At 62.0% G+C, this 25,090-nt stretch carries 27 protein-coding genes, 1 tRNA gene and 1 pseudogene; 22 read left to right on the top strand and 7 right to left on the bottom strand.

The window, feature by feature from the left end; genetic code table 11:
• Window position 1: 1 nt before the first annotated feature.
• The 8 genes and pseudogenes from cyoC to VXM67_RS22435 all read left to right on the top strand — a co-directional run bounded on the left by cyoC (window position 2) and on the right by VXM67_RS22435 (window position 6,018).
• Window positions 2-625: a cytochrome o ubiquinol oxidase subunit III gene (gene cyoC, locus VXM67_RS22470; RefSeq protein WP_027906615.1), complete on the top strand. Its 624-nt coding sequence runs from the start codon at window positions 2-4 to the stop codon at window positions 623-625.
• On the top strand, window positions 625-957 hold the full coding sequence (cyoD, locus tag VXM67_RS22465; RefSeq protein ID WP_023382257.1) for a cytochrome o ubiquinol oxidase subunit IV: 333 nt from the start codon (window positions 625-627) through the stop codon (window positions 955-957). Before cyoC ends, cyoD begins: the two co-directional genes overlap by 1 nt.
• Before the next feature lie 11 nt (window positions 958-968).
• Window positions 969-1,856 carry a heme o synthase gene (cyoE, locus tag VXM67_RS22460; RefSeq protein ID WP_023382256.1) on the top strand — a complete coding sequence of 296 codons (888 nt, stop codon included), beginning with the start codon at window positions 969-971 and terminating at the stop codon, window positions 1,854-1,856.
• A 313-nt stretch (window positions 1,857-2,169) separates the two neighbouring features.
• Window positions 2,170-3,376 (top strand): annotated as a pseudogene (gene alaC, locus VXM67_RS22455) (alanine transaminase).
• A 150-nt stretch (window positions 3,377-3,526) separates the two neighbouring features.
• On the top strand, window positions 3,527-3,910 hold the full coding sequence (locus tag VXM67_RS22450; protein ID WP_023382254.1) for a YkgJ family cysteine cluster protein: 384 nt from the start codon (window positions 3,527-3,529) through the stop codon (window positions 3,908-3,910).
• 543 nt (window positions 3,911-4,453) lie between these two features.
• On the top strand, window positions 4,454-5,017 hold the full coding sequence (locus VXM67_RS22445) for a GNAT family N-acetyltransferase (RefSeq protein ID WP_027906614.1): 564 nt from the start codon (window positions 4,454-4,456) through the stop codon (window positions 5,015-5,017).
• Between the two features lie 53 nt (window positions 5,018-5,070).
• Entirely contained in the window at window positions 5,071-5,610 is a 540-nt protein-coding gene (locus VXM67_RS22440) for a hypothetical protein (protein WP_023382252.1), read from the top strand.
• 21 nt (window positions 5,611-5,631) lie between these two features.
• Window positions 5,632-6,018 (top strand): lysozyme inhibitor LprI family protein, encoded by a 387-nt coding sequence (locus tag VXM67_RS22435; protein WP_023382251.1) that lies wholly within the window; start codon window positions 5,632-5,634, stop codon window positions 6,016-6,018.
• Window positions 6,019-6,123: 105 nt separating this feature from the next.
• On the opposite strand, the gene mnmH is transcribed toward VXM67_RS22435, so the two are convergent.
• Both mnmH and selD read right to left on the bottom strand, forming a co-directional pair.
• Window positions 6,124-7,221 (bottom strand): tRNA 2-selenouridine(34) synthase MnmH, encoded by a 1,098-nt coding sequence (mnmH, locus tag VXM67_RS22430; RefSeq protein ID WP_367237380.1) that lies wholly within the window; start codon window positions 7,219-7,221, stop codon window positions 6,124-6,126.
• Window positions 7,221-8,255, bottom strand: coding sequence for a selenide, water dikinase SelD (gene selD / locus VXM67_RS22425; RefSeq protein ID WP_104883336.1), 1,035 nt, complete (start codon window positions 8,253-8,255; stop codon window positions 7,221-7,223). Before selD ends, mnmH begins: the two co-directional genes overlap by 1 nt.
• 128 nt (window positions 8,256-8,383) lie before the next feature.
• Here selD and VXM67_RS22420 point away from each other — a divergent pair, with 128 nt between their 5' ends.
• Genes VXM67_RS22420 through phnE form a run of 4 tightly spaced genes read left to right on the top strand, consistent with a single transcriptional unit; the run spans window position 8,384 to window position 11,614 of the window.
• The gene (locus VXM67_RS22420; protein WP_023382248.1) at window positions 8,384-9,238 is read left to right on the top strand and encodes a putative selenate ABC transporter substrate-binding protein; all 855 of its coding nucleotides are present in this window, start codon (window positions 8,384-8,386) and stop codon (window positions 9,236-9,238) included.
• The gene (locus VXM67_RS22415; protein WP_023382247.1) at window positions 9,235-10,029 is read left to right on the top strand and encodes a phosphonate ABC transporter ATP-binding protein; all 795 of its coding nucleotides are present in this window, start codon (window positions 9,235-9,237) and stop codon (window positions 10,027-10,029) included. Before VXM67_RS22420 ends, VXM67_RS22415 begins: the two co-directional genes overlap by 4 nt.
• Window positions 10,023-10,850, top strand: coding sequence for an ABC transporter permease (locus VXM67_RS22410; protein ID WP_027906611.1), 828 nt, complete (start codon window positions 10,023-10,025; stop codon window positions 10,848-10,850). Before VXM67_RS22415 ends, VXM67_RS22410 begins: the two co-directional genes overlap by 7 nt.
• The gene (gene phnE, locus VXM67_RS22405; RefSeq protein ID WP_023382245.1) at window positions 10,847-11,614 is read left to right on the top strand and encodes a phosphonate ABC transporter, permease protein PhnE; all 768 of its coding nucleotides are present in this window, start codon (window positions 10,847-10,849) and stop codon (window positions 11,612-11,614) included. The genes VXM67_RS22410 and phnE overlap by 4 nt, the downstream gene beginning before the upstream one ends.
• A 45-nt stretch (window positions 11,615-11,659) precedes the next feature.
• On the opposite strand, the gene VXM67_RS22400 is transcribed toward phnE, so the two are convergent.
• The 4 genes from VXM67_RS22400 to VXM67_RS22385 all read right to left on the bottom strand — a co-directional run bounded on the left by VXM67_RS22400 (window position 11,660) and on the right by VXM67_RS22385 (window position 14,339).
• On the bottom strand, window positions 11,660-12,547 hold the full coding sequence (locus VXM67_RS22400) for a bestrophin family protein (protein WP_023382244.1): 888 nt from the start codon (window positions 12,545-12,547) through the stop codon (window positions 11,660-11,662).
• Between the two features lie 183 nt (window positions 12,548-12,730).
• Window positions 12,731-13,210, bottom strand: a complete 480-nt coding sequence (locus VXM67_RS22395; protein ID WP_023382242.1) for a GNAT family N-acetyltransferase — start codon at window positions 13,208-13,210, stop codon at window positions 12,731-12,733.
• Between the two features lie 84 nt (window positions 13,211-13,294).
• Window positions 13,295-13,948, bottom strand: coding sequence for a trypsin-like peptidase domain-containing protein (locus VXM67_RS22390; protein WP_027906609.1), 654 nt, complete (start codon window positions 13,946-13,948; stop codon window positions 13,295-13,297).
• Between the two features lie 306 nt (window positions 13,949-14,254).
• Window positions 14,255-14,339: transfer RNA gene (locus tag VXM67_RS22385), tRNA-Leu, on the bottom strand.
• Window positions 14,340-14,446: 107 nt separating this feature from the next.
• Here VXM67_RS22385 and queA point away from each other — a divergent pair.
• The 6 genes from queA (at window position 14,447) to VXM67_RS22355 (ending at window position 20,511) form a co-directional block, all read left to right on the top strand.
• The gene (gene queA / locus VXM67_RS22380; RefSeq protein WP_023382224.1) at window positions 14,447-15,496 is read left to right on the top strand and encodes a tRNA preQ1(34) S-adenosylmethionine ribosyltransferase-isomerase QueA; all 1,050 of its coding nucleotides are present in this window, start codon (window positions 14,447-14,449) and stop codon (window positions 15,494-15,496) included.
• A gap of 14 nt (window positions 15,497-15,510) precedes the next feature.
• Entirely contained in the window at window positions 15,511-16,626 is a 1,116-nt protein-coding gene (tgt, locus tag VXM67_RS22375; RefSeq protein ID WP_162144435.1) for a tRNA guanosine(34) transglycosylase Tgt, read from the top strand.
• Window positions 16,627-16,668: 42 nt separating this feature from the next.
• Entirely contained in the window at window positions 16,669-17,004 is a 336-nt protein-coding gene (gene yajC, locus VXM67_RS22370) for a preprotein translocase subunit YajC (protein WP_023382222.1), read from the top strand.
• Between the two features lie 63 nt (window positions 17,005-17,067).
• Window positions 17,068-18,930 carry a protein translocase subunit SecD gene (gene secD, locus VXM67_RS22365; protein ID WP_027906608.1) on the top strand — a complete coding sequence of 621 codons (1,863 nt, stop codon included), beginning with the start codon at window positions 17,068-17,070 and terminating at the stop codon, window positions 18,928-18,930.
• Between the two features lie 10 nt (window positions 18,931-18,940).
• On the top strand, window positions 18,941-19,849 hold the full coding sequence (gene secF, locus VXM67_RS22360; RefSeq protein WP_023382220.1) for a protein translocase subunit SecF: 909 nt from the start codon (window positions 18,941-18,943) through the stop codon (window positions 19,847-19,849).
• A 119-nt stretch (window positions 19,850-19,968) separates the two neighbouring features.
• On the top strand, window positions 19,969-20,511 hold the full coding sequence (locus VXM67_RS22355; RefSeq protein ID WP_023382219.1) for a glycine zipper 2TM domain-containing protein: 543 nt from the start codon (window positions 19,969-19,971) through the stop codon (window positions 20,509-20,511).
• 98 nt (window positions 20,512-20,609) lie between these two features.
• On the opposite strand, the gene suhB is transcribed toward VXM67_RS22355, so the two are convergent.
• The gene (gene suhB, locus VXM67_RS22350; RefSeq protein WP_023382218.1) at window positions 20,610-21,428 is read right to left on the bottom strand and encodes an inositol-phosphate phosphatase; all 819 of its coding nucleotides are present in this window, start codon (window positions 21,426-21,428) and stop codon (window positions 20,610-20,612) included.
• A 151-nt stretch (window positions 21,429-21,579) separates the two neighbouring features.
• Here suhB and trmJ point away from each other — a divergent pair, with 151 nt between their 5' ends.
• The 4 genes from trmJ to VXM67_RS22330 all read left to right on the top strand — a co-directional run bounded on the left by trmJ (window position 21,580) and on the right by VXM67_RS22330 (window position 25,078).
• Complete coding sequence (trmJ, locus tag VXM67_RS22345; RefSeq protein WP_023382217.1) at window positions 21,580-22,350, top strand: tRNA (cytosine(32)/uridine(32)-2'-O)-methyltransferase TrmJ; 771 nt, start codon at window positions 21,580-21,582, stop codon at window positions 22,348-22,350.
• Between the two features lie 3 nt (window positions 22,351-22,353).
• Entirely contained in the window at window positions 22,354-23,139 is a 786-nt protein-coding gene (gene cysE / locus VXM67_RS22340; protein ID WP_023382216.1) for a serine O-acetyltransferase, read from the top strand.
• Between the two features lie 179 nt (window positions 23,140-23,318).
• On the top strand, window positions 23,319-23,810 hold the full coding sequence (iscR, locus tag VXM67_RS22335) for a Fe-S cluster assembly transcriptional regulator IscR (RefSeq protein ID WP_023382215.1): 492 nt from the start codon (window positions 23,319-23,321) through the stop codon (window positions 23,808-23,810).
• Window positions 23,811-23,863: 53 nt separating this feature from the next.
• Entirely contained in the window at window positions 23,864-25,078 is a 1,215-nt protein-coding gene (locus VXM67_RS22330; RefSeq protein WP_023382214.1) for an IscS subfamily cysteine desulfurase, read from the top strand.
• Window positions 25,079-25,090: the final 12 nt, after the last annotated feature.

Here is a 25,090-nt window from a genome sequence, read left to right as displayed (position 1 = left end):
AATGTCCAGTCAAGTAATGCACGGTGCTGCTCATGGTCACGACCATGGGCATGACGACCACCACCACGACTCGGGCCAGATGACCGTCCTCGGTTTCTGGCTGTACCTGATGACCGACTGCATCCTGTTTGCGTCGCTCTTCGCCACCTACGCGGTGCTGTCCGGCAGTTTTGCCGGCGGCCCGTCGGGTCATGACATCTTCCAGCTCGATTTCGTAGCTGTTGAAACCGCCTTCCTGCTGCTGTCGTCGATCACCTTCGGCTTCGCCATGCTGCAGATGTTCAAAGGCAACAAGGGCGGCGTGCTGGGCTGGTTGGCCATCACCTTCCTGTTCGGTGCTGGCTTCATCGCGATGGAAATCTATGAGTTCCATCACCTGATCAACGAAGGCTACGGCCCGAACCGCAGCGGTTTCCTGTCGGCGTTCTTCGCGCTGGTAGGTACCCACGGTCTGCACGTAACCGCCGGCCTGATCTGGATGGCTGTTCTGATGTATCAGATCAGCACCAAGGGCATCACGCCGACCGCCAAGACCCGCATGAGCTGCCTGAGCCTGTTCTGGCACTTCCTGGACGTGGTCTGGATCTGCGTATTCACCGTCGTCTACCTGCTGGGGGTTCTGTAATGGCTAACGCACACGACACTCATCACGAAGGTAACCACGGTAGCGTCAAGTCCTACATGATCGGCTTCGTGCTGTCGATCATCCTGACTGCGATTCCGTTCGGCCTGGTGATGTTCCCAAGCCTGCCGAAGAACCTGACCGTTCTGGTTGTTGTGGCCATGGCCGTCATCCAGGTAGTAGTGCACCTCGTGTACTTCCTGCACATGGACCGCTCGAAAGAGCAGCGTTCCAACGTGTCGACGTTCCTGTTCACCACTCTGGTTATTGCACTGCTGGTCGGCCTGTCGCTGTGGATCATGTTCAACATCCACATCGAAATGATGGCCAAGTGAGGTAAGACTGCATGTCCGTGAAGCACTTTATCCAAATCACCAAACCGGGGATCATTTTCGGTAACGTGCTTTCCGTGGCAGGCGGTTTCTTCCTTGCCGCGAAGGGCCATGTGGATTTCGCCCTGTTCCTGGCGGTGGTGGTAGGGACTTCTCTGGTGGTGGCGTCCGGTTGCGTGTTCAACAACTGCATCGACCGCGACATCGACCAGAAGATGGAACGCACCAAGAACCGTGTCATGGTTCAGGGCGGCATGCCGCTGCCCCTCGCGCTGGCCTATGCCACCCTGCTTGGGGTGGCGGGCTTCAGCTTGCTGTATGTACAGGCCAACCCGCTGTCGGCGTTCTGTGCGCTGATCGGTTTCATCGTCTACGTCGGTTTCTACAGCCTGTGGCTGAAGCGCAAATCGGTGCACGGCACCTTGGTCGGCAGCCTTTCGGGTGCCATGCCTCCGGTGATCGGCTACTGTGCCGTGAGCAACAACTTCGACCTGGCTGCAGTGACCCTGCTGGTGATGTTCAGCCTGTGGCAGATGCCACACAGCTTCGCGATCGCCATCTTCCGCTTCAAGGACTACAGCGCTGCCAACATTCCGGTCTTGCCGGTGGCTCGCGGTATCCTGGCGGCGAAGAAGCAGATCGTGCTGTACGTGCTGGCCTTCGTGCTCGCAACCCTGATGCTTACCCTCGGCGGTTACGCCGGCCTCGGCTACCTGGCCGTGGCAGCAGCCATGGGCCTGTACTGGCTCTATATGGCATGGGGTGGCTACAAGGCCGAGGACGACAACAAGTGGGCTCGCAAGGTATTCGGTTTCTCCATCCTCACCGTCACTGCGCTTAGCGTGATGATGTCGGTGGACAGCCAGACCGCTGCGGACGTACTGATGACCTACGCACGCTGATTCAGACGCCTGTTTCACGAAGACCCCGGCCATGTGCCGGGGTTTTTCATGGGCGTCTTCCTGTGCAGCCCCGTTCGCCGGTGAGCTCGTTCCGAGGCATGTGGTTGATCCTGTAGGAGCGGGTTGGTCGGCGAAAGGGCTGCTCGTCAAACCATAAACTTGAAATATTCAATAAAATCGTCTGAAAAGGTCTAACAAAACAGGAAATTATCATTTACAGATAACCTGTATCGGCATTATCTTCTGATTCAGGCCGCCGCAGCGGCCAGCGTCGCTCGGACGGTTCCGGGCGCTTACGTTCTCAGAGGAAACCATGGCCAATCCAGGTTCGCCGCGCCGCTTCGCGCGCATCGATCGTCTCCCCTTACGTCTTCAACATCACTGCCGAGCTCAAGATGGCGGCCCGTCGCCGTGGCGAGGACATCATCGACCTGAGCATGGGCAACCCCGACGGGGCCACGCCGCCGCACATCGTCGAGAAGCTGGTTCAGGTCGCACAGCGAGAAGACACCCATGGCTATTCCACCTCGCGCGGTATTCCGCGCCTGCGTCGTGCGATCTCCAACTGGTACAAGGATCGCTACGAGGTCGACATCGACCCGGAAAGCGAAGCCATCGTCACCATCGGTTCGAAAGAAGGCCTGGCGCACCTGATGCTTGGCACCCTCGACCATGGCGACACGGTGCTGGTGCCCAACCCGAGCTACCCGATTCACATCTATGGCGCGGTCATCGCCGGCGCGCAGGTGCGTTCTGTGCCGCTGGTGCCGGGTGTGGACTTTTTCAACGAGCTCGAGCGAGCGATTCGCGAGTCGATTCCCAAACCGAAGATGATGATCCTTGGGTTTCCCTCCAACCCTACCGCGCAATGCGTGGAGCTGGACTTCTTCGAACGCGTGGTGGCGTTGGCCAAGCAGTACGACGTGCTGGTAGTGCACGATCTGGCCTACGCCGACATCGTCTACGATGGCTGGAAAGCGCCGTCGATCATGCAGGTTCCGGGGGCCAAGGACATTGCGGTGGAGTTCTTCACCCTGTCCAAGAGCTACAACATGGCCGGCTGGCGTATCGGTTTCATGGTCGGCAACCCGGAGCTGGTCAGCGCCCTGGCGCGGATCAAGAGCTACCACGACTACGGTACCTTCACCCCGCTGCAGGTGGCCGCGATTGCTGCACTTGAGGGCGACCAGCAATGCGTGCGTGATATCGCCGAGCAGTACCGCCAGCGGCGCAACCTGCTGGTCAAGGGGCTGCACGAGCTGGGCTGGATGGTCGAGAACCCCAAGGCGTCGATGTATGTCTGGGCGAAGATCCCGGAGCAGTACGCACACCTGGGTTCGCTGGAGTTTTCCAAGAAGCTGCTGGCCGAGGCCAAGGTTTGTGTGTCGCCGGGGATTGGCTTCGGGGACTATGGCGATGACCATGTGCGCTTTGCCCTGATCGAGAACCAGGACCGGATTCGCCAGGCGATTCGCGGCATTCGCCAGATGTTCCGAGCTGACGGCCTGGCCCGTAAATAGCACACGGGCAGGGGTTGTGAAGCGGCCCCTGCCATTGCCGGATCAACGGCAAACTATTTTTGCATTACCCCTCTTCTCAGCCGACCTGGCTTCGATTACAAATGGCGCGCGGGCCAACCCCGATAACAACAACCTTCCCTCCGTGCCATCATGTCCGAATACAACCCTTGCCTTGACTGCGGCGCCTGCTGCGGGTATTTCCGTGTGTCCTTTTTCTGGGGCGAATGCCAGTCTGCCGGCGGCCTTGTGCCGGATGACCTGGTGGTGCAAATCAACCCGACGCGTGTTGCCATGATCGGCACCGACGCCAAGCCTTGCCGCTGCGTGAGCCTGCAGGGCGAGATTGGCAAGGAAGTCGCGTGCACCATCTACGCCAACCGTTCCAGCCCATGCCGCGAGTTCGAGGCGTCTTGGGAGGGTGGGGTGCATAATCCAAGTTGCGACGATGCGCGGGCGTTCTATGGCCTGCCTCCGTTGACGCCACCAGAGGCCAACGAGCCGCATTGGCCGGATGATGGGGCCGAGGTGGCCTGAAGCGTCAGCTGTAAGAAGGTTCTGAATCTGAAACCGAATGCTTCAGTAGGGCAGGGGGCGGTGCGCGTGCAGACTTCGGTCTGGCCGTGTCGCGACCTGTACGTCATCCAGCCCGGCATCCGGCTCGACCACGCCTTCGATGAGCTGCCGGTGGTGCTGGGCTTGAGGCGTGTTCGCCGATAGAGCTGCAGCGTTCTTGAGATCGAGCGCCGCCCGCGCGGCGCATCGCGAGCAAGGCTCGCTCCTACGTCTGTTTCGGGCCAATGAGTCCTGCGGGATTTGCACGCGAACGCCTGGCTGCATAGCGCGATACCGTGCCGTACAAACAAGGCGGTCGCGCGCGCCTGTCACTGGCGTTACTGGCCCGAAACAGACGTAGGAGCGAGCCTTGCTCGCGATGCGCCGCGCGGGCGGCGCTCGGTTTCAGCACCACCGCAAACGCCAGGCATGCACCCGCCGCCCACTCCAAACCCAAGCCATACCCCCACCCACCCCACATGACGTTAAACTGTCATCTCCCCAGCCATGGACAGGAGATCCGGCGTGACCCCACCCCGCAGTTTCCCCAGTGACCTCTGCCTCGACAGCCCGCGCCTGCAGTTGCGCCCGATGCGCCACGCCGACGCTGCACAATGGCTGAAGATCATGGCCGACCCCGAGGTCATGCGTTACTGGCACCACGCACCCTGGCAAGACCTTGCCGAAGCCCAGAGCGCACTGGCCGCCGACCGCGAAGCGTACGCCAATGGCGACCAGCTCAAGCTGGGCATGTATCGCCGTGACAACGGCGCACTGATCGGCATGGTGCAGCTGTTCAATATCGATGACGTCTCCCGCCGTGGCGAAATCGGCTATTGCCTGGCCAGCGCCGTGCAGGGCAGGGGCTACATGGATGAAGCGCTGACCTGCTTCATCGATTACCTCGCCCACACCTTGCACATGCGCCGCCTTGAAGCGGAAATCGACCCGCGCAACAGCGGTTCGGCCCGTACCCTGGAACGCCAGGGATTCGTATTGGAAGGCACGCTGCGAGCACGCTGGTGCGTGGCGGGCGAGCTGTCCGACTCGGGGATATACGGTCTGTTACTTGAGCCGCCTGTCGTCTGACCGCCCGGTGCTGTATGGTCGGCAATCTCGACGATTGAGCACGGAGCCGCCGTTTGCCAGCTTTCTACCTCACCTTGAGTCTCGCCTTGTACCTGCTCTGCCTGGCGTTCGATGGCGCCCTGATGGGCGCTGATCGGCACATGCCAGCACTGCAGATGCTGCTTTACGGGCCCTGGGGCGTGCCCTTCGGGTTGTTCCAGTGGTTCGCCAATCCGCTGCTGGCATTGGCATTCCTGAGCCATCGGCGCTTCCGACGGCTGGCCCTGGGGCTGGGTTTGGGGGCGCTGTACCTCGCCGCCAGCAGCTTCGGCATTGAACGCCTGCCCGATAACATCAGCTATGAGTTCCATGAGCGAACCGGCTTTGGTGCGGGCTTCTACCTGTGGCTGGCGGCAATCGTCGTGTTCTGTGCCGGCCAGGCCTGGCAGTGTTGGAAGGCCCGCAGCCGTGACGATGTGCCAGGTTGGAACTGGCTGGATGTGGCATTGATTGCGGCGCTTGGGGTGACCTTTTATGCCGCCACGCAGATGCCATCGTTGCGCTTCGAGCCTGGCAAGGTGCTGATGCCGCCGGAGCAGCCGCGGGCATTCTGATGCTCGCCAGGAGGGACGATGATGATCAGACATTTTTTGATAGGCCTTGCAGTGGCCGGTTTGCTGCCGCAGGCATGGGCCGAGGAAAACTCGCAGGGCTATGGCCAGTGCATGGACAAGGCGGCCAGTACGGCGGCAATGAGTGCATGCATTCAACAGGAGACCGCGCTGCAGGACCAGCGGTTGAACCGGGTCTACAAGCGGCTGATGGCCAAGCTCGATGCCGGTCAGCAGAAGCGTCTGCGGGAGGTGCAGCGCCAGTGGATCGCTTATCGCGACGGCAACTGCCAGTTCCATGTGCAGGCCAGTGGCGGGACCATGGCTCTGCTTGAAGGTGGAATGTGCATGCTGGACATGACTCGGGAGCGGGCGGGGGAGCTGGATCGGGTGCTCAGCCCTGGGCAGTGATGTGGGGGCTCCGTCACGCTCGCCGGCAAGCCGATTCCTGGCGCAGTCCTCGCCGGAGCCGGCTTGCCGGCGATGGTGTCAGTGCGCAAGTCGCGCAGCCATCCTTTATCGCTTGCGCGCCTTCAGGTACTCACGCACCTCGCGTGCATCGCCGGCAAACTCGATGCGTTCGGCCTTGGCCTCGCGCTGGTAGGCGTACATCGGGTCGTAGTACTCGTTGAGCAAGCCCTCGATCCAACCCCGGTGCAGGTCCACCGCGCCGCAGCGCTGCTGTTCGTCCAGCGCCTGGCGCATGATCTCGGACAAGCGCTGGAAACGCTCGCCGCCCAGGCGCTTGTGGATATTGCTCATGCTTTGCAGCATGCGCTCGGCGAACAGTCGTTGACCAAGCTCCTCGCCGTGCAGTGCGATGAATTCGGCGCTCAGGTTGACCACGTAATCGCGCAAGATGCGCTCCACGCGGTTCTCGAAGCTGTCCTCCAACCACACCATCGGATATTGCTGCATGCCCTGGTACAACTCCAGCGGCACCGAGCAACTGCCGACAATACGGCCTTCATCCTCGAGCACGAACTGGTCGATGCCGCGAGCGCGCTTCTTCAGTACGTCGATGGCCAGGCGGTTCTCGAAGTCGATCTGCGAAGGCTGTGCGGTGGCACGCTTGCCGAAACTGGATCCGCGATGGTTGGCATGGCCTTCCAGGTCGAGCACGTTGCTCAGCTGGTGCAAGACATCGGTCTTGCCGGTGCCGGTCAGGCCGCCCACCAGTACGAAATCGCATTGCGCCACCGCCTGCAGGGTGGTTTCCAGCAGGAACATGCGCATGGCTTTGTAGCCACCCTTGATGCGTGGGTAGTCAATGCCGGCCTCGTCACGCAGCCACTGCTGGACGATCAGCGAGCGTAGGCCGCCGCGGGCGCAGTACAGGTATCCGTCGGGGTGGGCCTTGGCAAAGCTGGCCCAGGCATGCAGGCGCTCGCGCTTGGTAGTGCCGCTGACCAGTTGGTGGCCCAGGGTGATGGCGGCGGCCTGGCCCTGTTGCTTGTAGCAGGTGCCAACCTTCTGCCGTTCCTGATCGGTCATCAGCGGCAGGTTGACGGAGCCCGGGAAGGCCCCCTTGGCAAACTCGATGGGCGCGCGCATGTCCATCATGGGCGCGTCGTCGAGGAACAGCTGGCGAAAATCGGTGCAGTCGGGGCGCATCAGATCACCTCGACCGCGTGGCTCTGTCGCTCGACCAGCGCGCCGATCGGCGCGAGCTTCAGGCCAAGCGCTGCAGCTACGTCGAGAAACTCCGCTTCACCCTCTGGAGTAACGGCTACCAACAGGCCGCCGCTGGTCTGCGGGTCGCACAGCAGGTGCTTCTGCTCGTCGCTCAAGGCGCCGATCTTGTGGCCATAGCTGTCGAAGTTACGCAGGGTGCCTCCTGGGATGCAGCCCTCGGCCAGGTAGTGGTCGACACTGGGCAGACGCGGTACGGCTGTGTAGTTCAGGTGCGCGGTCAGGCCACTGCCTTCGGCCAGTTCCACCAAATGGCCGAGCAGGCCGAAACCGGTCACGTCGGTCATGGCCTTGACGCCGCCAAGCTTGCCAAAGCGGCTGCCGGGGGTGTTGAGGGTGCACATCCAGTCACGGGCCAGGCCGTGGTCCTGTTCGCGCAGCTTGGCTTTCTTCTCGGCGGTGGTGAGGATGCCGATGCCCAAGGGTTTGGTCAGGTACAGACGGCAGCCCACGGTAGCGGTGTCGTTGCGCTTGAGGTGATGCTTGCTGACCACGCCGGTGACGGCCAGGCCGAAGATCGGTTCCGGGGCGTCGATGGAGTGGCCACCTGCCAATGGAATGCCTGCTTCGGCGCACACGGCGCGCCCGCCACGGATCACCTCGCGAGCCACTTCCGGTGGCAGTACGTTGACCGGCCAGCCAAGAATGGCGATGGCCATCAAGGGGTCGCCGCCCATGGCGTAGATGTCGCTGATCGCATTGGTGGCGGCGATGCGGCCGAAATCGTACGGGTCATCGACGATGGGCATGAAGAAGTCGGTGGTCGAGACCACGCCACGTTCATCGTCCAGTGCGTAGACGGCGGCATCGTCGCGGGAGGCATTGCCCACCCAGAGCTTCGGGTCGAGGGCCTGTGCACCGCTTTCGGCGAGGATCACGTCCAGCACCTTGGGAGAGATCTTGCAGCCACAGCCGGCACCGTGGCTGTATTGGGTCAGGCGAATCGGCTCGCTCATATGCACCTCGTGCGCTCAATGATGTTGCGCGATTGTAGCAAAGCTGGTCTTTGCGCCATGGACTCTTATACTTGCCACGGTCGGCGCGGATGCCGGCCCTTTCCCCGCTATTGAACCGGAGAACCCCAATGCTCAAACGCCCTCTGGCCCTTGCAGCCGGACTTGCGCTGTCTTGCTGCGCCGTCATCGCCCAGGCTGCCGATACCCTGCGAGTCAGTGCCATCCCAGACGAAGCGCCAACCGAACTGCTGCGCAAGTTCAAGCCGCTGGGGGAATATCTGTCCAAGCAGCTGGGCATGGACGTGAAGTTCGTGCCGGTGGCCGATTACCCGGCAGTGGTCGAATCGCTGGCGTCCGACCGCTTGGACCTGGCCTGGCTGGGAGGCTTCACCTTCGTCCAGGTGCACCTGAAGGACCCCAAAGCCACGCCATTGGTACAACGTGAACAGGACGCGCAATTCACCTCGAAGTTCATCACTGCCAATCCGGACGTCAAGAGCCTGGCCGACCTGAAGGGCAAGTCCTTCGCCTTCGGTTCGATCTCGTCCACTTCCGGTAGCTTGATGCCGCGTTACTTCATGCTCAAGGAAGACAACATCAAGCCGGAGAGCTACTTCAGCCGCGTGGCCTACTCCGGTGCGCACGACGCGACGGTTGCCTGGGTTCAGGCCGGCAAGGTCGATGGTGGCGTGCTCAATGCCAGCGTATGGCAGAAGCTGGTCGATGCCGGCAAGGTCGACACCAGCAAGGTCAAGGTGTTCGCCACTACCCCGGCCTATTACGACTACAACTGGACCGTGCGCGGCAACATGGATCCGCAGCTGAAGGAAAAGATCAAGAAGGCCTTCCTCGACCTCGACCCGGCCAACCCGGAGCACAAGGCGATCCTCGACCTGCAGGCCGCCAGCCGCTTCATCGAGACCCAGCCTGAGAACTATGCAGGCACCGAGCAAGCGGCACGTGAGGCCGGCCTGCTCAAGTGACTATCCATCTTCACAACGTCGACCTGCGACACGGCCAGGTTCGTGCCTTGAATGCCGTCAACCTGCGGATCGAGCAGGGTGAACGGGTTGCGATCATCGGTCCTTCAGGGGCTGGCAAATCCAGCCTGTTGCACCTGATGGCGACGGCCATCGAGCCCAGTGCCGGCCGCCTGGAGGTGTTTGGCGAACAACCCTGGAGCCTGTCCGCAGGGGCTCGTCAGCGTTTGCGCACGAGGGTGGGGCTGGTGCATCAGGCACCGCCCTTGCCGCCGCGCCAGCGAGTGGTAACGGCGGTGCTGGCCGGCCGACTCGGACGGTGGGGCACCCTGCGTGGCTTGCTCAACCTGCTTTACCCAAGCGACGTGCCGGGGGCGCGTCAGGCGCTGGCCGAGCTGGGGCTGGCCGATAAACTGTTCGTGCAGTGCGGGCAGTTGTCTGGCGGCCAGTTGCAGCGGGTCGGCATCGCCCGGGCGCTTTACCAGCAGCCTGAACTGTTGCTGACCGACGAGCCGGTGTCGGCCATGGACCCCGTGTTGGCCGATCACAGCCTGGCCTTGCTCAACCGCCACGCCATGACCAATGGCGTGACCCTGGTGGCGAGCCTGCATGCCGTGGACCTGGCTCTGGCGCATTTCCCTCGGGTGGTAGGCATCCGTGATGGCCAGGTGGCGTTCGATTGCCCCGCGGCGGCGGTCAGCGAAGCACGCCTGGATGCGCTGTATGCCAACGAGCAACTGGCGTCGCCCCCCACGACCAGCCCGACGTTGACGGTACAGATTCCACGATGCTGAAATCCGATGTCCGCGACCCGGCGCTGCTGCCGCGCTTATTGCTGAGCCTGATTGCCGTGGCCCTGTTGTGGCCCGGTTTGCAGTTGAGCGAGCTCGATCCTGGTGTGTTGCTGCAGGCAGAGAACCGGCAGCAGATCGCCAGTTTCACCCGCGCGTTCTGGCCGCCAGCCCATGACCACGAGTTCCTGGCGCTGTTGTATCAGTCGACGTTGCAGACCCTGGCCGTGGCCACTGCCGGTATGGCCCTGGCGCTGCTGCTGGCGGTGCCGGCCAGCCTGATGGCCAGCCGCGCCCTGTCGTTGCGCGCAGCCTCCAGGGGCGGTAGGGCAGGGCTGTGGTCGCGGTTGCTGCGCATGCCCGTGCGCGGCCTGCTGATCTTCCTGCGCAGTGTGCCGGAGATCGTCTGGGCGCTGCTGTTCGTGCGCGCCGTGGGGCTGGGGCCGACAGCCGGGGTACTGGCCATCGCCATTACCTACAGCGGTATGCTCGGCAAGGTCTACGCAGAGATCTTCGAGTCGGTCGACCAGCGCCCGGCCCATGCGTTGCTGCAGGCCGGCAGTGGCCGACTGACCGCATTCTTCTACGGCATTCTGCCCACGGCTGGAGCCGAGGTCGTGTCCTACACCGTATACCGCTGGGAGTGCGCGGTGCGCGCTTCGGTGGTGATGGGCTTCGTCGGCGCCGGTGGGCTTGGCCAGCAGATAGACCTCTCGATGCGCATGTTCGCCGGTGCTGAAGTGGCAAGCATGCTGCTGGCGTTTCTGGTGCTGGTATTTCTGGCCGACCAACTCAGCCGCTTCCTGCGGGGGAGGTTGGCATGAACCGGGTGATCAACCTGCTGGTGGTCGCTGTCATCATCGCGGCGGTGGTGGCGTCTTTCGCATACCTTGAGCTGGATCTTCATGCGGTGGTCGGCAACGGTGGCCTGGGGCAGATGGGTGAGTATGCCGGGCGGTTCCTGCGGCCTGACCTGACTGGCGAGCACCTGCGCGCAGTGGGGCGTGGTGCCCTGGAAACCCTGGCCATGTCCGGGATGGGCACCCTGCTTGCAATGGGCTTGGGGATGCTGCTGGCATTGCCTGCGGCAGGGCGTTTCGGCTGGCTGCTACAGGCTGCCGCGCGCCTGCTGCTGAACGCCCTGCGGGCCATACCTGAACTGGTATGGGCTGCGTTGACGGTGCTGGCTGCCGGGCTTGGGCCGAATGCCGGTACCCTGGCGCTGGCACTGCATACCGCCGGGGTATTGGGGCGTCTGTTCGCCGAAGCGTTGGAGAATGCGTCACCGGAACCGGCGGCGGCCATTCGTTTGCAAGGTGGTAGCCAGCTGGCTGCGTTCTGTTTCGGGACGTTGCCCAACCTCTGGCCTCAGCTGCTGGCCTACAGTTTGTACCGCTGGGAAAACAACATCCGCATGGCCAGCGTGCTGGGTTTCGTCGGCGCGGGGGGATTGGGGCAGATGCTTTACACCACCTTGAGCCTGTTCCAGGAAGCGCAGGCCAGTACGGTGATCATTGCCATGCTGGTGCTGGTGCTGCTGGTCGATGCGTTGAGTGATCTGTTGCGCCAGCGGTTCGTGCGCGCCTGATAGAGGGACCGGCCGCTTTGCGGCCCCCCGCTGGCAAGCCGGCGCCTACACCCGTTCCCCGCGCTGCGCCTCGCGCTGCATCGATTCCAGGTTCCGCTCGATCGTTTCGCAGATGGTGTCCATCTGGATTTGGTGCTCGCTGAACTTGAACGGGCTCTGCAAGTCGGTGCCGATACGCTCGATGGCCAGCAACATGAACCCCACTACCGTCGACGCCAGGGGCGTGAACCACCCCAGCGATTCCACCAGCCCGATTGGCACGATCAGGCAGAACAAGGTGATGAACAGCCGTGGGAAATACACATAGGGGTAGGGCAGGGGCGTGTTGGCGATTCGTTCCATGCCGCCCTGGGCATTGGAGAGGTCCACCAGGGTGGACTCCAGCCGCGCCAGACGGATGCTGTCCAGGCGGCCAGCCTGGTATTCCCTGGCCAACAGGGTTGCCGAACCGCTGAGAATATCGTTGGCGAAATTGTTGGAACGGTTGCGCCGCTCGAACTCGTCCAAGGGGATGAACGCCATCAGTTCATCCGGGCAGGCCTCGCCCTTCAAGTGTGCCGCCAGGCAGTTGACGTAGGCGATGTGCCTGCGCAGCAGGGTTGCCTTGGCCGGGTTCAGGCCCTCCGTGGGGTCGTCGATCAAAGTCAGCGTCTGCCGGGCAAAGCTGCGAGAGCTGTTCACCAACGCGCCCCAGAGTGTCCTGGCCTCCCACCAGCGGTTATAGGCACTGCTGTTGCGAAAACTCACCAGCACCACCAGCGCCGAACCCAGCAGGGTCAGCGGGATCAGTGGCAGGGTGAACTTGCTGTTGAAGAACAGCATGAAGTCGATGGTGACCAGCACATCCCAGATCAGCAGCCAGAACAGCGACCAACCGATGTAACCGAAAGTCTTCACCACCAGGCGGTACTGGCGGGCGATGAGGTTCTTCACACGCGCTACCTCGAAACGTGGGCGATGCAGGTTCGGACGTCGAGGAGAAGGGAAGGTTCGCTGTAACGGGACCAAGGGTTTTAGGCGCTGTATGAAAAGCCTTGCTACTCGGTGAGGCTGCGTTGAAAACAGCCTGACCTTCGTCTCAAGACTTTTCACGCAGAGCCTGGCAAAGGTGAAGGGTCAACCTATCACTTGCTTCATTTGCACCAGCGCCACCCGCTTGCCATCCGGGGTGTGCCGTTCTTCGATTGCGAAGGGCGCGAAACCAAGCGATGGATAAAGCAGCAGGCCCGCGGTGTTGTGGTTGAAGCACGACACCCACACCTCCCGCGCCGCGAATTGTTCGCGGGCCAGATCGACCATGCGTTGCACCAGATAGCGCGCCACCCCTCGGCCACGCGCCGCCGGCGCCACGACGACATTGCCCAATGCGCAAACCCCGCCCCTTTCTGCCTTGTAGAAGTTGGCGAAGCCCAGAACCACGCCCTCGCCCTCGACCACCGTCGAGCCACTGCGCTGGGCGATGGCGTCGCTCAACTGAGCAGGTGTCAGCGGGTAGCTGGCCTTGGGGAACATGTAGAACAGTTCGTCCGGACCTTGGGGGAAACAGCAGATGACGGGTATATCGGCGGTTTGCGCGGGGCGATGTGTCAGGAGCATGGGGCAGCGTTCCTTACTGATGATTGCTCATGGTCCGTCATCTTCCATCGGTGGCGCCGATCGGACAAGCTGCCCCTGAACGCTTTAGCCTCCTGGGTTGGCGGTTGCCACATAGCCCTTGATGGCTGGCGGCGTCGCGCGAGGATTGGCCTTGCGCGCCTGCAGGTACTGGAAACGTCGCCATTCCTTGGCAATTTCGCTGTAGGACATGAACACACTGACGCGCTCACGCCCGGCCAGGTCCGGCCGGCTCTGCGCGTCGATCTGCTTCGTGGGGATGAACGCGACGCTGATACCCACCACCTTGCCGTCTCCAGCAAACACCGGGCCGCCAGACATGCCCTTGACCATCGGCCCGTCGTGTACCGAATAAAACACACTGCCTGGCGTACCTTCCAGGCGTACCAGCGATGGCAGGGCATGACCGGTGCCCTGAACGGGGACCATGAAGCTGTTGAAACCTACCGCCGTGACCGACTCGCCCGGCACATACTGGCGCCAGGTGGGAACCTGCGCCGCCTTGTGCTTGAAGAACACCACGTCGCCGAGGCCTTCGTGGACCACGTTGCGCAGGAAGGGCGTGTGTTTGGCGGTTACCGCATAGTCTTCATTCCACTGAATGGCCGAGGCCATCAGCAGCATCGGCAGCGGAGCACCTGAGGTGACCACGAAAGCCTGGTCGTAGACGGGATCTGAGACGTAGGAGGTTGGCATTCCATTGCACCCACTGAGCAGCATCATTGCAGCCAGGCAGGGCACGGTTTTTTTCATGGCACACACAGAGGTGGAAAAACGGGAGCGCAACTATGGCCAGATGACATCATTCGATCAATGCTTTCTGCGTATATCCGACGAATAACATCCTAAGTAGAGGCTTGGCTGCTGGCCAATAGAATCCAGGCATGGCTGCAGGCGGCACAGTCGTTGGCGTGGCGCCAATTAATGGCGTGTCATTGGCAGGTTCGGTGCGGTAGCAAGGGTACAGGGCAGGAGCCTGGTTACAGGCACAAAAAAACCGACCATAAGGTCGGTTTTCTTCGGATTTGGTGCCCCGAGGGAGACTCGAACTCCCACTCCTTTCGAAAACGGATTTTGAATCCGCCGCGTCTACCAATTCCGCCATCAGGGCGTGTGGCGCGCAGTATAGAGAGGTGTCTTGGGTCGGTCAATCGTGTTTCATAGTCAATTTTCACACATTGGGCTAAACTTTGCGGCCCTGTCGAACCGAACACCATCATGCGCGTCGCCGATTTTTCTTTCGAACTCCCCGATTCCCTGATCGCTCGTCATCCGCTGGCCGAGCGCCATGGTAGCCGTCTGCTGGTCCTCGATGGACCTAGCGGGGCGCTGGCGCACAAGCAGTTCCCCGATCTGCTCGACTACCTGCGCCCTGGCGACCTCATGGTATTCAACAATACCCGGGTGATCCCGGCGCGGCTGTTTGGCCAGAAGGCTTCCGGCGGCAAGCTGGAGGTGCTGGTAGAACGGGTGCTCGACAGCCACCGGGTTCTGGCCCATGTGCGCTCCAGCAAGGCGCCAAAGGCCGGCTCGCTGATCCTCATCGACGGTGGTGGCGAGGCCGAGATGGTCGCGCGCCACGAAACGCTGTTCGAACTGCGCTTCACCGAAGAGGTGCTGCCGTTGCTTGAGCGGGTAGGGCACATGCCGTTGCCGCCCTACATCGACCGCCCGGACGAAGGCGCCGACCGTGAACGCTACCAGACTGTGTATGCCGAGCGTGCGGGCGCGGTAGCGGCACCCACTGCCGGGCTGCACTTCGACGAAGCGTTGTTGGAAAAAATCGCCGCCAAAGGCGTGGAACGGGCCTTCGTCACCCTCCACGTGGGGGCGGGCACCTTCCAGCCAGTGCGGGTCGACAAGATCGAAGACCACCACATGCACAAAGAGTGGCTTGAGGTGAGCCAGGAGGTGGTCGATGCCATCGATGCCTGCCGTGCGCGCGGTGGCCGAGTGGTGGCGGTCGGTACTACCAGCGTACGTTCGCTGGAAAGCGCGGCCCGCGATGGTGTGCTCAAGGCTTTCAGCGGCGACACCGATATCTTCATCTACCCAGGCCGTCCCTTCCATGTGGTCGACGCCCTGGTCACCAATTTCCACCTGCCGGAGTCCACGCTGCTGATGCTGGTCTCGGCCTTCGCCGGTTACCCCGAAACCATGGCCGCCTACGCGGCGGCGGTCGAGCAGGGGTACCGCTTCTTCAGTTACGGTGATGCCATGTTCATCACCCGCAATCCGGCGCCACGCGGCCCAGAGGATCAAGCATGAGTCGCACCTGTCGAATGTCCTTCGAACTGCTGGCCACCGACGGCAAGGCCCGTCGTGGCCGTCTGACCTTCCCACGTGGCACGGTGGAAACCCCGGCGTTCATGCCGGTGGGTACCTATGGCACGGTCAAGGGCATGCTGCCGCGTGACATCGAGGCCATCGGCGCCGAGATCATCCTCGGCAATACCTTCCACCTGTGGCTGCGTCCAGGTACCGAGGTGATCAAGAAGCACAACGGCTTGCACGATTTCATGCAGTGGAAAGGCCCTATCCTCACCGACTCCGGTGGTTTCCAGGTATTCAGCCTGGGTGCCATGCGCAAGATCAAGGAAGAGGGCGTGACCTTCGCCTCGCCGGTGGACGGCTCCAAGGTGTTCATGGGCCCTGAAGAGTCCATGCAGGTCCAGCGCGACCTGGGTTCGGACATCGTCATGATCTTCGACGAGTGCACGCCGTATCCGGCCGAGCACGACGTGGCGCGCACCTCCATGGAGCTGTCGCTGCGCTGGGCCCAGCGATCGAAGAACGCCCATGGTGACAACACAGCGGCACTGTTCGGCATCGTCCAAGGTGGCATGTACCAGGACCTGCGCATGCGCTCGCTGGAAGCGTTGGTCAACATCGACTTCGACGGCCTTGCCATTGGCGGCCTGTCGGTGGGCGAACCGAAGCACGAAATGATCAAGGTGCTGGATTACCTGCCGGCGCAGATGCCTGCTGACAAACCTCGTTACCTTATGGGGGTAGGCAAACCGGAAGATCTCGTTGAGGGTGTGCGCCGCGGCGTCGACATGTTCGACTGCGTGATGCCGACGCGCAACGCGCGTAACGGCCATCTGTTCGTCGATACAGGGGTGATCAAGATCCGCAATGCGTTCCATCGCCACGATGATTCGCCGCTGGACCCGACCTGTGATTGCTACACCTGCACCAACTTCTCCCGTGCCTATCTCCATCACTTGGACAAGTGCGGCGAAATGTTGAGCAGCATGCTGAATACCATCCACAACTTGCGCCATTACCAGCGCTTGATGGCCGGTTTACGCGAGGCTATTCAACAGGGTAAATTGGCCGCCTTTGTCGACGCCTTTTATGCCAAACGCGGGCTGCCTGTGCCGCCTTTGGACTGACTGTTCGCTCTTATTATTAAAACTTAGCAACTGGAGTGCCCAATGAGCTTCTTGATTCCCGCCGCTTACGCGGATGCTGCTGCACCTGCCGCCGGCCCCGCCGGTACTGGCTTCGAGTGGATTTTCCTGGTTGGCTTCCTGGTCATCTTCTACCTGATGATCTGGCGTCCTCAGGCCAAGCGTGCCAAGGAGCAGAAGAACCTGCTGAGCAACTTGCAGAAAGGTGACGAAGTTGTCACCAACGGCGGTATCGCTGGCAAGATCGTCAAGGTTTCCGATGATTTCGTGGTTCTGGAAGTTTCCGACAACGTCGAGCTGAAGTTCCAGAAGGGCGCCGTGGCTGCGACCCTGCCAAAAGGTACGCTCAAGGCTATCTGAGTTACCGTTTTTTCTTACCAGTCGGGGCGCGCAACGCGCCCCGCGTCTTGAACGGGCGGCGTGATGCTGAACAAATACCCTCTGTGGAAATACGCACTGATCGTGCTGGTACTGGCGATCGGCTTTATTTATTCCGCTCCCAACCTCTACCCGGATGATCCGGCGGTGCAGATCAGCGGCGCCAGTTCCGCGCTGCACGTGAGCCAGGCCGACCTGGACCGCGCTACCAAGGCGCTGGTCGATGCCGGCATCGCCGTCAAGGGCGCGAGCCTGGGCGAAAAGGGCAGTGGTCTGGTGCGTCTGACCAACCAGGAAGACCAGCTTCCAGCCAAGGATGTGGTACGCAAGGTACTGGGCGATGAGTACGTCGTGGCCCTGAACCTGGCGCAAACCACCCCGCAGTGGCTGCGCAACCTGGGTGCAAGCCCCATGAAGCTCGGCCTGGACCTGTCCGGTGGTGTGCACTTCCTGCTGGAAGTGGACATGGACAAGGCCATGACGGCCCGCATGAAGGTCTACGAAGGCGAGGTGAAGACCTTGCTGCGCAAAGAGCGCATCCGCTACCGCAGCCTGCCGCAGCAGGATGGCGGGATCATGCTGGGCTTCGCTGACGATGCTACCCGCGAGCAGGCACGTGTCCTGATCCGCAAGAATTTCAATGATTTCGACCTGACCACCACCGAGCGCAACGATGTCGCGGTGCTGCGTCTGGCGCTGACCCAGGCGAAAGTCGCCGAGATCCGCGAATACTCGATCAAGCAGAACCTCACCACCGTGCGCAACCGCGTCAACGAGCTGGGCGTGGCCGAGCCGCTGGTACAGCGTCAGGGCGCCAACCGTATCGTGGTCGAGCTGCCAGGCGTGCAGGACACTGCCGAGGCCAAGCGTATCCTGGGTAAAACCGCCAACCTCGAGTTCCGCTTCGGTGCCGAACCCGGTGCCTCCAAGGCCACTACCGAGGTCTTCGAGTTCCGCGAAGGCGGTCGTTCCGCTGCAGTCGAGCGGGGTCTGATCATCACCGGTGACCAGGTGACCGATGCCCAGGCCAGCTTCGACGAGCATGGCCGTCCACAGGTGAACATTCGCCTTGATGGCCATGGTGGTGAACTGATGAGCCGTGCCACGCGCTCCAATGTCGGGCGCAGCATGGCGGTGATCTTCATCGAGCAGAAGCCGGTCACTCGCTACGAGAAGCAGATGGTCGACGGCGTTGAGAAGGACGTCGCGGTCCAGACCTTCAAGGAAGAGAAGAAGATCATCAGCCTGGCGACCATCCAGTCGCCTCTGGGCAGCCAGTTCCGCATCACCGGCCTCAATGGCCAGGGCGAATCTTCCGAGCTGGCGCTGCTGCTGCGTGCCGGTGGTCTGGCCGCGCCGATGTACTTCGCTGAAGAACGTACCATTGGCCCGAGCCTGGGTGCCGACAACATCACCAAGGGTATCGATGCGTCCCTGTGGGGCATGCTGTTCGTCTCGCTGTTCATCATCGCCATCTATCGCGCTTTCGGTGTGATCGCCACCATCGCCCTGGCGGGCAACATGGTGCTGCTGTTGGCCCTGATGTCGCTGCTGGGCGCGACCCTGACCCTGCCTGGTATCGCCGGTATCGTGTTGACCATGGGTATGGCGGTGGACGCCAACGTGCTGATCTTCTCGCGTATTCGTGAGGAGCTGAATGCCGGCATGTCGGTGCAGCGTGCCATTCACGAAGGTTTCAACCGCGCCTATACCGCGATCATCGACGCCAACCTGACCAGCCTGCTGGTGGGTGGCATCCTGTTCGCCATGGGCACTGGCCCGGTCAAGGGCTTCGCGGTCACCATGTCCCTCGGGATTTTCACCTCGATGTTCACCGCCGTCATGGTGACCCGCGCCATGGTCAACCTGACCTGCGGCGGGCGTGACATCAAGAAGCTGTGGGTTTGAGGGAGCTGCGATGAAAACCATCAACTTCATGGGCGTGCGCAATGTCGCGTTCGCCATCACTGTGCTCCTCACCGTACTGGCACTGTTCAGCTGGTGGCAGAAGGGTCTCAACTTCGGCCTGGACTTCACTGGCGGTACGCTGATCGAGCTGACCTACGAGCGCCCCGCCGACCTCAAGGCCGTCCGGGCAGAGCTTGTCGATTCGGGCTTCCACGAAGCCGTGGTGCAGAGCTTCGGCGCCACCACCGATCTTTTGGTGCGTATGCCGGGCGATGACCCGCAGCTGGGCAACAAGGTGGCTGCCGCCTTGCAGAAGGCTGGCGGCGACAACCCGGCGACCGTCAAGCGCGTCGAGTTCGTCGGCCCGCAGGTGGGTGAAGAGCTGCGCGACCAGGGCGGCCTGGGCATGCTGCTGGCCTTGGGCGGCATCCTGATCTACCTGGCCTTCCGCTTCCAATGGAAGTTCGCGGTCGGTGCCATCGTTTCGCTTATCCACGACGTCGTGGTGACCCTGGGCATCCTGTCGTTCTTCCAGATCACCTTCGACCTGACGGTGCTGGCGGCCGTGCTGGCGATCATTGGTTACTCGCTGAACGACACCATCGTCGTGTTCGACCGGGTGCGTGAGAACTTCCGGGTAATGCGCAAGGCCTCGCTGATCGAGAACATCAACGTCTCGACCACCCAGACCCTGTTGCGCACCATCGCCACGTCGGTATCGACCTTGCTGGCGATCGCGGCCCTGCTGTTCTTCGGTGGCGACAACCTCTTTGGCTTCTCGCTGGCGTTGTTCATCGGTGTCATGGCCGGTACCTATTCGTCGATCTACATCGCCAACGTGGTGCTGATCTGGCTGAATCTGAGCAGTGAAGACCTGATTCCGCCTGCCAAGACCGAGGGTGTGGACGACCGTCCTTAACGATCGATCCTTCGCCATCCGGCACCTCAAAAGGCGCGAGTGTTGAACTCGCGCCTTTTTTTTCGTTCCAAGGCAGGGAGAAGGCGGGTGAGTCCCGCGGGTACGATCAGGAGGTTCACGTGAACAAATCAATGCTGGTGGGTGCGGTTCTGGGTGCTGTCGGTGTTACCGCCGGAGGTGCTGTGGCGACCTACAGCTTGGTGAACAAAGGCCCCGAGTATGCTCAAGTCACCGACGTTCAGCCGATCAAGCAGCAGGTGAAAACGCCGCGAGAGGTCTGCAAGGACGTGGCGGTAACCCGTCAGGCTCCGGTCAAGGACCAGCATCAGATCGCCGGTACCGTAGTCGGTGCCATTGCCGGTGGCCTGCTGGGTAACCAGATCGGGGGTGGTACCGGCAAGAAGATCGCCACCGTGGCCGGTGCGGTCGGTGGTGGCTATGCCGGTAACAAGGTGCAAGAAGGTATGCAGGAGCGCGACACCTACACCACCACCCAGACGCGCTGCAGCACGGTGCATGACGTCAGTGAGAAGGTGGTCGGGTACAACGTGACCTATTCCATCGGTGACAAAGTGGGTCGGGTGAAAATGGATCACGAACCTGGCTCGACCATTCCGGTGGACAAGAATGGCCAGCTGATCCTGAGCGACGCCCAGCAGTAAGAGGGGCTCAGGTCGGCGCGGTTCACCTAGTCAGCGCCGCTGCTACAGGCACAAAAAAAGCACCCCTCGGGGTGCTTTTTCGTGCGTGCAATGCGCGCTTAACGCTTCATGTGCTCTGGCAGGTGCGGCTGGATGGCTGTCAGTACCGCCTTGAAGCACTTGATGTTGCCGGCAACGATGTGGCCTTTGTCGAGGAAGTCGTGGCCACCGTTGAAGTCGCTCACCAGGCCGCCTGCTTCCTGGATCAGCAGTACGCCTGCTGCCATGTCCCACTCGGACAGGCCCGACTCCCAGAAGGCGTCGAAGCGGCCGGCGGCTACATAGGCGAGGTCCAGGCTGGCGGAGCCAGCGCGGCGGATGCCGGCGGTCTGGCCGGTCAGCGCGCGGAACATCCCCAGGTAGTTGTCCATGTCGGCCATCTGGTTGTCACGGAACGGGAAGCCGGTACCCAGCAGGGCGCCTTCCAGGCTGGTGCGCGAGCTGACGCGCAGGCGGCGGCCATTGAGTTGGGCGCCACGGCCACGGCTGGCGGTGAATTCTTCCTGGCGCACAGGGTCGACGATTACGGCATGCTCCAGGCGACCACGGTATTTGCAGGCAATGCTCACGGCGAAGTGAGGGATGCCGCGCAGGAAGTTGGTGGTGCCGTCCAGTGGATCGATGATCCACAGGTAGTCCTTGCCTTCTTCGCCGGTACCCGCGTGCAAGCCGGTCTCTTCACCCTGGATGGAGTGGTTCGGGTAGGCCTTGCGCAGGGCATTGACGATGGTTTGCTCGGCGGCGCGATCGACCTCGGAGACGTAGTCCTTGGCCTCTTTCTCATCGACTTTGATGCTGTCCAGGCGTTCGATGGAGCGGAAAATCAGTTCACTGGCGCTGCGAGCGGCGCGCAGGGCGATATTCAGCATAGGCTGCATGGGAGGGTCACCTGGAGATGTTAAAGAAGAAAGCCGATCATTCTAGCAGAAAACTTTGGCGGCAGAAGTGTCACATTTGCTTTCATGGCGTTACGCTGGTCGGTTCTGTAAGATCGTTACCCCCCAAACCTGCATCTGAGAGCACAACACCTTGCTGCAAAATATTCGTGTTGTTCTGGTCAATACCAGCCACCCCGGCAACATCGGCGGCGCTGCGCGTGCCATGAAAAACATGGGCTTGTCGCGTCTGGTGCTGGTGCAGCCAAAAGAGTTCCCGGCGGTCGATGCCACCGCCCGCGCCTCCGGCGCCGACGATGTGCTGGACAATGCCCAGGTGGTCGACAGCCTCGAGCAGGCGTTGGTCGGCTGCAGCCTGGTCATGGGCACCAGTGCCCGTGAGCGCAGCATCCCGTGGCCGTTGATCGATCCCCGCGAGTGCGGGGCCAAGGCGGTGGAGCATGCCCGCGGTGGCGAAGAGATCGCCCTGGTGTTCGGGCGCGAGCACGCCGGCCTGACCAACGAAGAACTGCAGCGATGTCACTTCCACGTGCACATTCCGTCGAACCCCGACTTCAGCTCGCTGAACCTTGCTGCCGCCGTCCAGGTGCTCTCCTATGAAGTGCGCATGGCCTGGCTGGCGGCAGAGGGTGCGCCCTCGAAAGTCGAGAAGTTCGAAGCCAACTCGCTGCGCAGCAACGAGTTGGCGACCATGGACGAGATGGAGCTGTTCTATGAACACCTGGAGAAAACCCTGGTGGACATCGGCTTCCTTGACCCTGAGAAGCCCAAGCACCTGATGCCACGCTTGCGTCGGCTGTATGGGCGCAGCGCGGTCAATCGTTCGGAAATGAGCATTTTGCGCGGCATCCTCACCGAGACCCAGAAGGTCGCACGGGGCGAGCCGCATAAGCGGAAGGACTGACAGATGTTCGAGCGTCTGCGTGAAGATATCCAAAGCGTTTTCCACCGTGACCCTGCGGCGCGCAATGCCTTCGAGGTGCTCACCTGCTACCCGGGCATGCACGCCATCTGGCTGCATCGGCTCGGGCATGCCCTTTGGAAGCGCGATTTCAAGTGGCTGGCTCGCCTGGTTTCGAATTTCGGCCGCTGGATGACCGGGATCGAGATCCACCCGGGGGCGACCATCGGTCGGCGCTTTTTCATCGACCATGGCATGGGTATCGTGATCGGCGAAACCGCCGAGATCGGGGATGATGTGACGCTGTACCAGGGCGTGACGCTGGGTGGCACCAGCTGGAACAAAGGCAAGCGCCACCCGACGCTGGAGAACGGTGTCGTGGTGGGGGCTGGCGCCAAGGTGTTGGGACCGTTCACTGTCGGGGCAGGGGCCAAGATCGGCTCCAATGCGGTGGTGACCAAGGCGGTGCCGGCCGGTGCGACCGCCGTGGGTATTCCGGGGCGTATCATCGTCAAGTCCGACGACAACGAAGTCGAGGCCAAGCGCAAGGCCATGGCCGAAAAGATCGGCTTCGATGCCTATGGCGTCAGTGGCGACATGCCGGACCCGGTGGCCCGCGCCATCGGTCAGATGCTCGACCACCTGCAGGCGGTCGACGACCGCCTGGAAGGCATGTGCGGTGCCTTGACCAAGATGGGCAGCGACTACTGTGCCACGAAGTTGCCGGCCCTGCCCGATGACGACTTCGCCGAGATCGTGCAGCCGGCCCAGCGCGACACTCAGCCGCATTGATCGCGCCAGGCTGAAGGCATACTGATACATGGGGCGTGTGCTCACGCCCCATTGCTGCTACAATCGCGCCCGCCTCCCGCATGCAAACCCGACTAAAGCAGTAGGTCTAATAGTTGACTTAAATGCTCGGGAATCGCATACTCGCTCACATCCTGTAACTCCCGTGGTACCCATTAGCCATGCGACTGACTACCAAAGGCCGATACGCCGTGACCGCCATGCTTGACCTGGCGTTGCACGCGCAGCATGGGCCGGTGTCTTTGGCCGACATTTCCGAGCGCCAGGGCATTTCCCTCTCTTATCTGGAACAGCTGTTCGCCAAGCTGCGCCGCAGCAGTCTGGTTTCCAGCGTGCGCGGCCCAGGCGGCGGCTACCAGCTGTCGCGGGGCATGGAAACCATCCAGGTGGCCCAGGTCATCGACGCGGTCAACGAATCGGTCGATGCCACCCGTTGCCAGGGCCTGGGGGATTGCCATGCCGGCGACACCTGCCTGACCCACCACTTGTGGTGTGACCTCAGCCAGCAGATCCACGAATTCCTCAGTGGCATCAGCCTGGCCGACCTCGTCATGCGCCGAGAGGTGCAGGAAGTCGCCCAGCGCCAGGACCTGCGCCGTGTCGTAGGCCGTTCCGCCCAGCTGGACAAGATTGAGACGTCCGCCGTCGACTGACCTGATTGACCGACAGCGACGAGCGACGCCAACCGCCTGATAGGAGATACCCAATGAAGTTGCCGATCTACCTCGATTACTCCGCGACCACGCCGGTCGACCCACGCGTTGCCCAGAAAATGGCCGAGTGCCTGCTGGTCGACGGGAACTTCGGTAACCCGGCGTCGCGCTCCCACGTCTTTGGCTGGAAAGCCGAGGAAGCGGTTGAGAACGGCCGTCGCCAGGTTGCCGAGCTGATCAACGCCGACCCGCGCGAGATCGTCTGGACCAGTGGTGCCACCGAGTCCGACAACCTGGCGTTGAAGGGCGTTGCGCACTTCTATCAGACCAAGGGCAAGCACATCATCACCTCCAAGATCGAGCACAAGGCGGTCCTGGATACCGCTCGCCAGCTCGAGCGTGAAGGCTTCGAGGTCACCTACCTGGAGCCGGGCGAAGACGGTATCGTCACCCCGGCCATGGTCGAGGCGGCCCTGCGCGACGACACCATTCTGGTCTCGCTGATGCACGTCAACAACGAAGTTGGTTCGATCAACGACATCGCCGCGATCGGCGAACTGACCCGCTCTCGCGGCGTGCTGTTCCACGTCGATGCTGCCCAGTCGGCAGGCAAGGTCGAAATCGACCTGCAGAAGCTGAAGGTCGACCTGATGTCCTTCTCGGCCCACAAGGTCTATGGGCCCAAGGGTATTGGCGCGCTGTACGTCAGCCGCAAGCCGCGCGTGCGCCTGGAAGCCATCATTCACGGCGGTGGTCATGAGCGCGGCATGCGTTCGGGTACCCTGCCGACCCACCAGATCGTCGGCATGGGCGAAGCCTTCGCCATCGCCAAGCAGGAAATGGCCACCGAGAATGCGCGCATCAAGGCCCTGAGCGACCGCTTCTTCAGTCAGGTCTCCGACCTCGAAGAGCTGTACGTCAACGGCAGCCGCACCGCTCGCGTGCCGCACAACCTGAACCTGAGCTTCAACTACGTCGAAGGCGAGTCGCTGCTGATGTCGCTGAAGGACATCGCCGTTTCGTCCGGTTCGGCCTGCACCTCCGCTTCGCTCGAACCGTCCTACGTCCTGCGCGCCCTGGGCCGCAACGACGAGCTGGCGCACAGCTCGATCCGCTTCTCCTTCGGTCGTTTCACCACTGAAGAAGAAGTCGACTACGCCGCGCAGAAAGTCTGCGAAGCGGTAAACAAACTGCGTGAGCTGTCGCCGCTGTGGGACATGTACAAAGACGGCGTTGACATCTCCAAGATCGAGTGGGCCGCCCACTAAGCAGTCGCCGGC

This window comes from Pseudomonas sp. Rh2, from assembly GCF_040762985.1.
In the GTDB taxonomy this organism is placed as follows: Bacteria; Pseudomonadota; Gammaproteobacteria; order Pseudomonadales; family Pseudomonadaceae; genus Aquipseudomonas; species Aquipseudomonas taiwanensis.
Note: the sequence above shows the minus strand (reverse complement) of the source record. Positions and strands in the feature narration are given on the sequence as shown.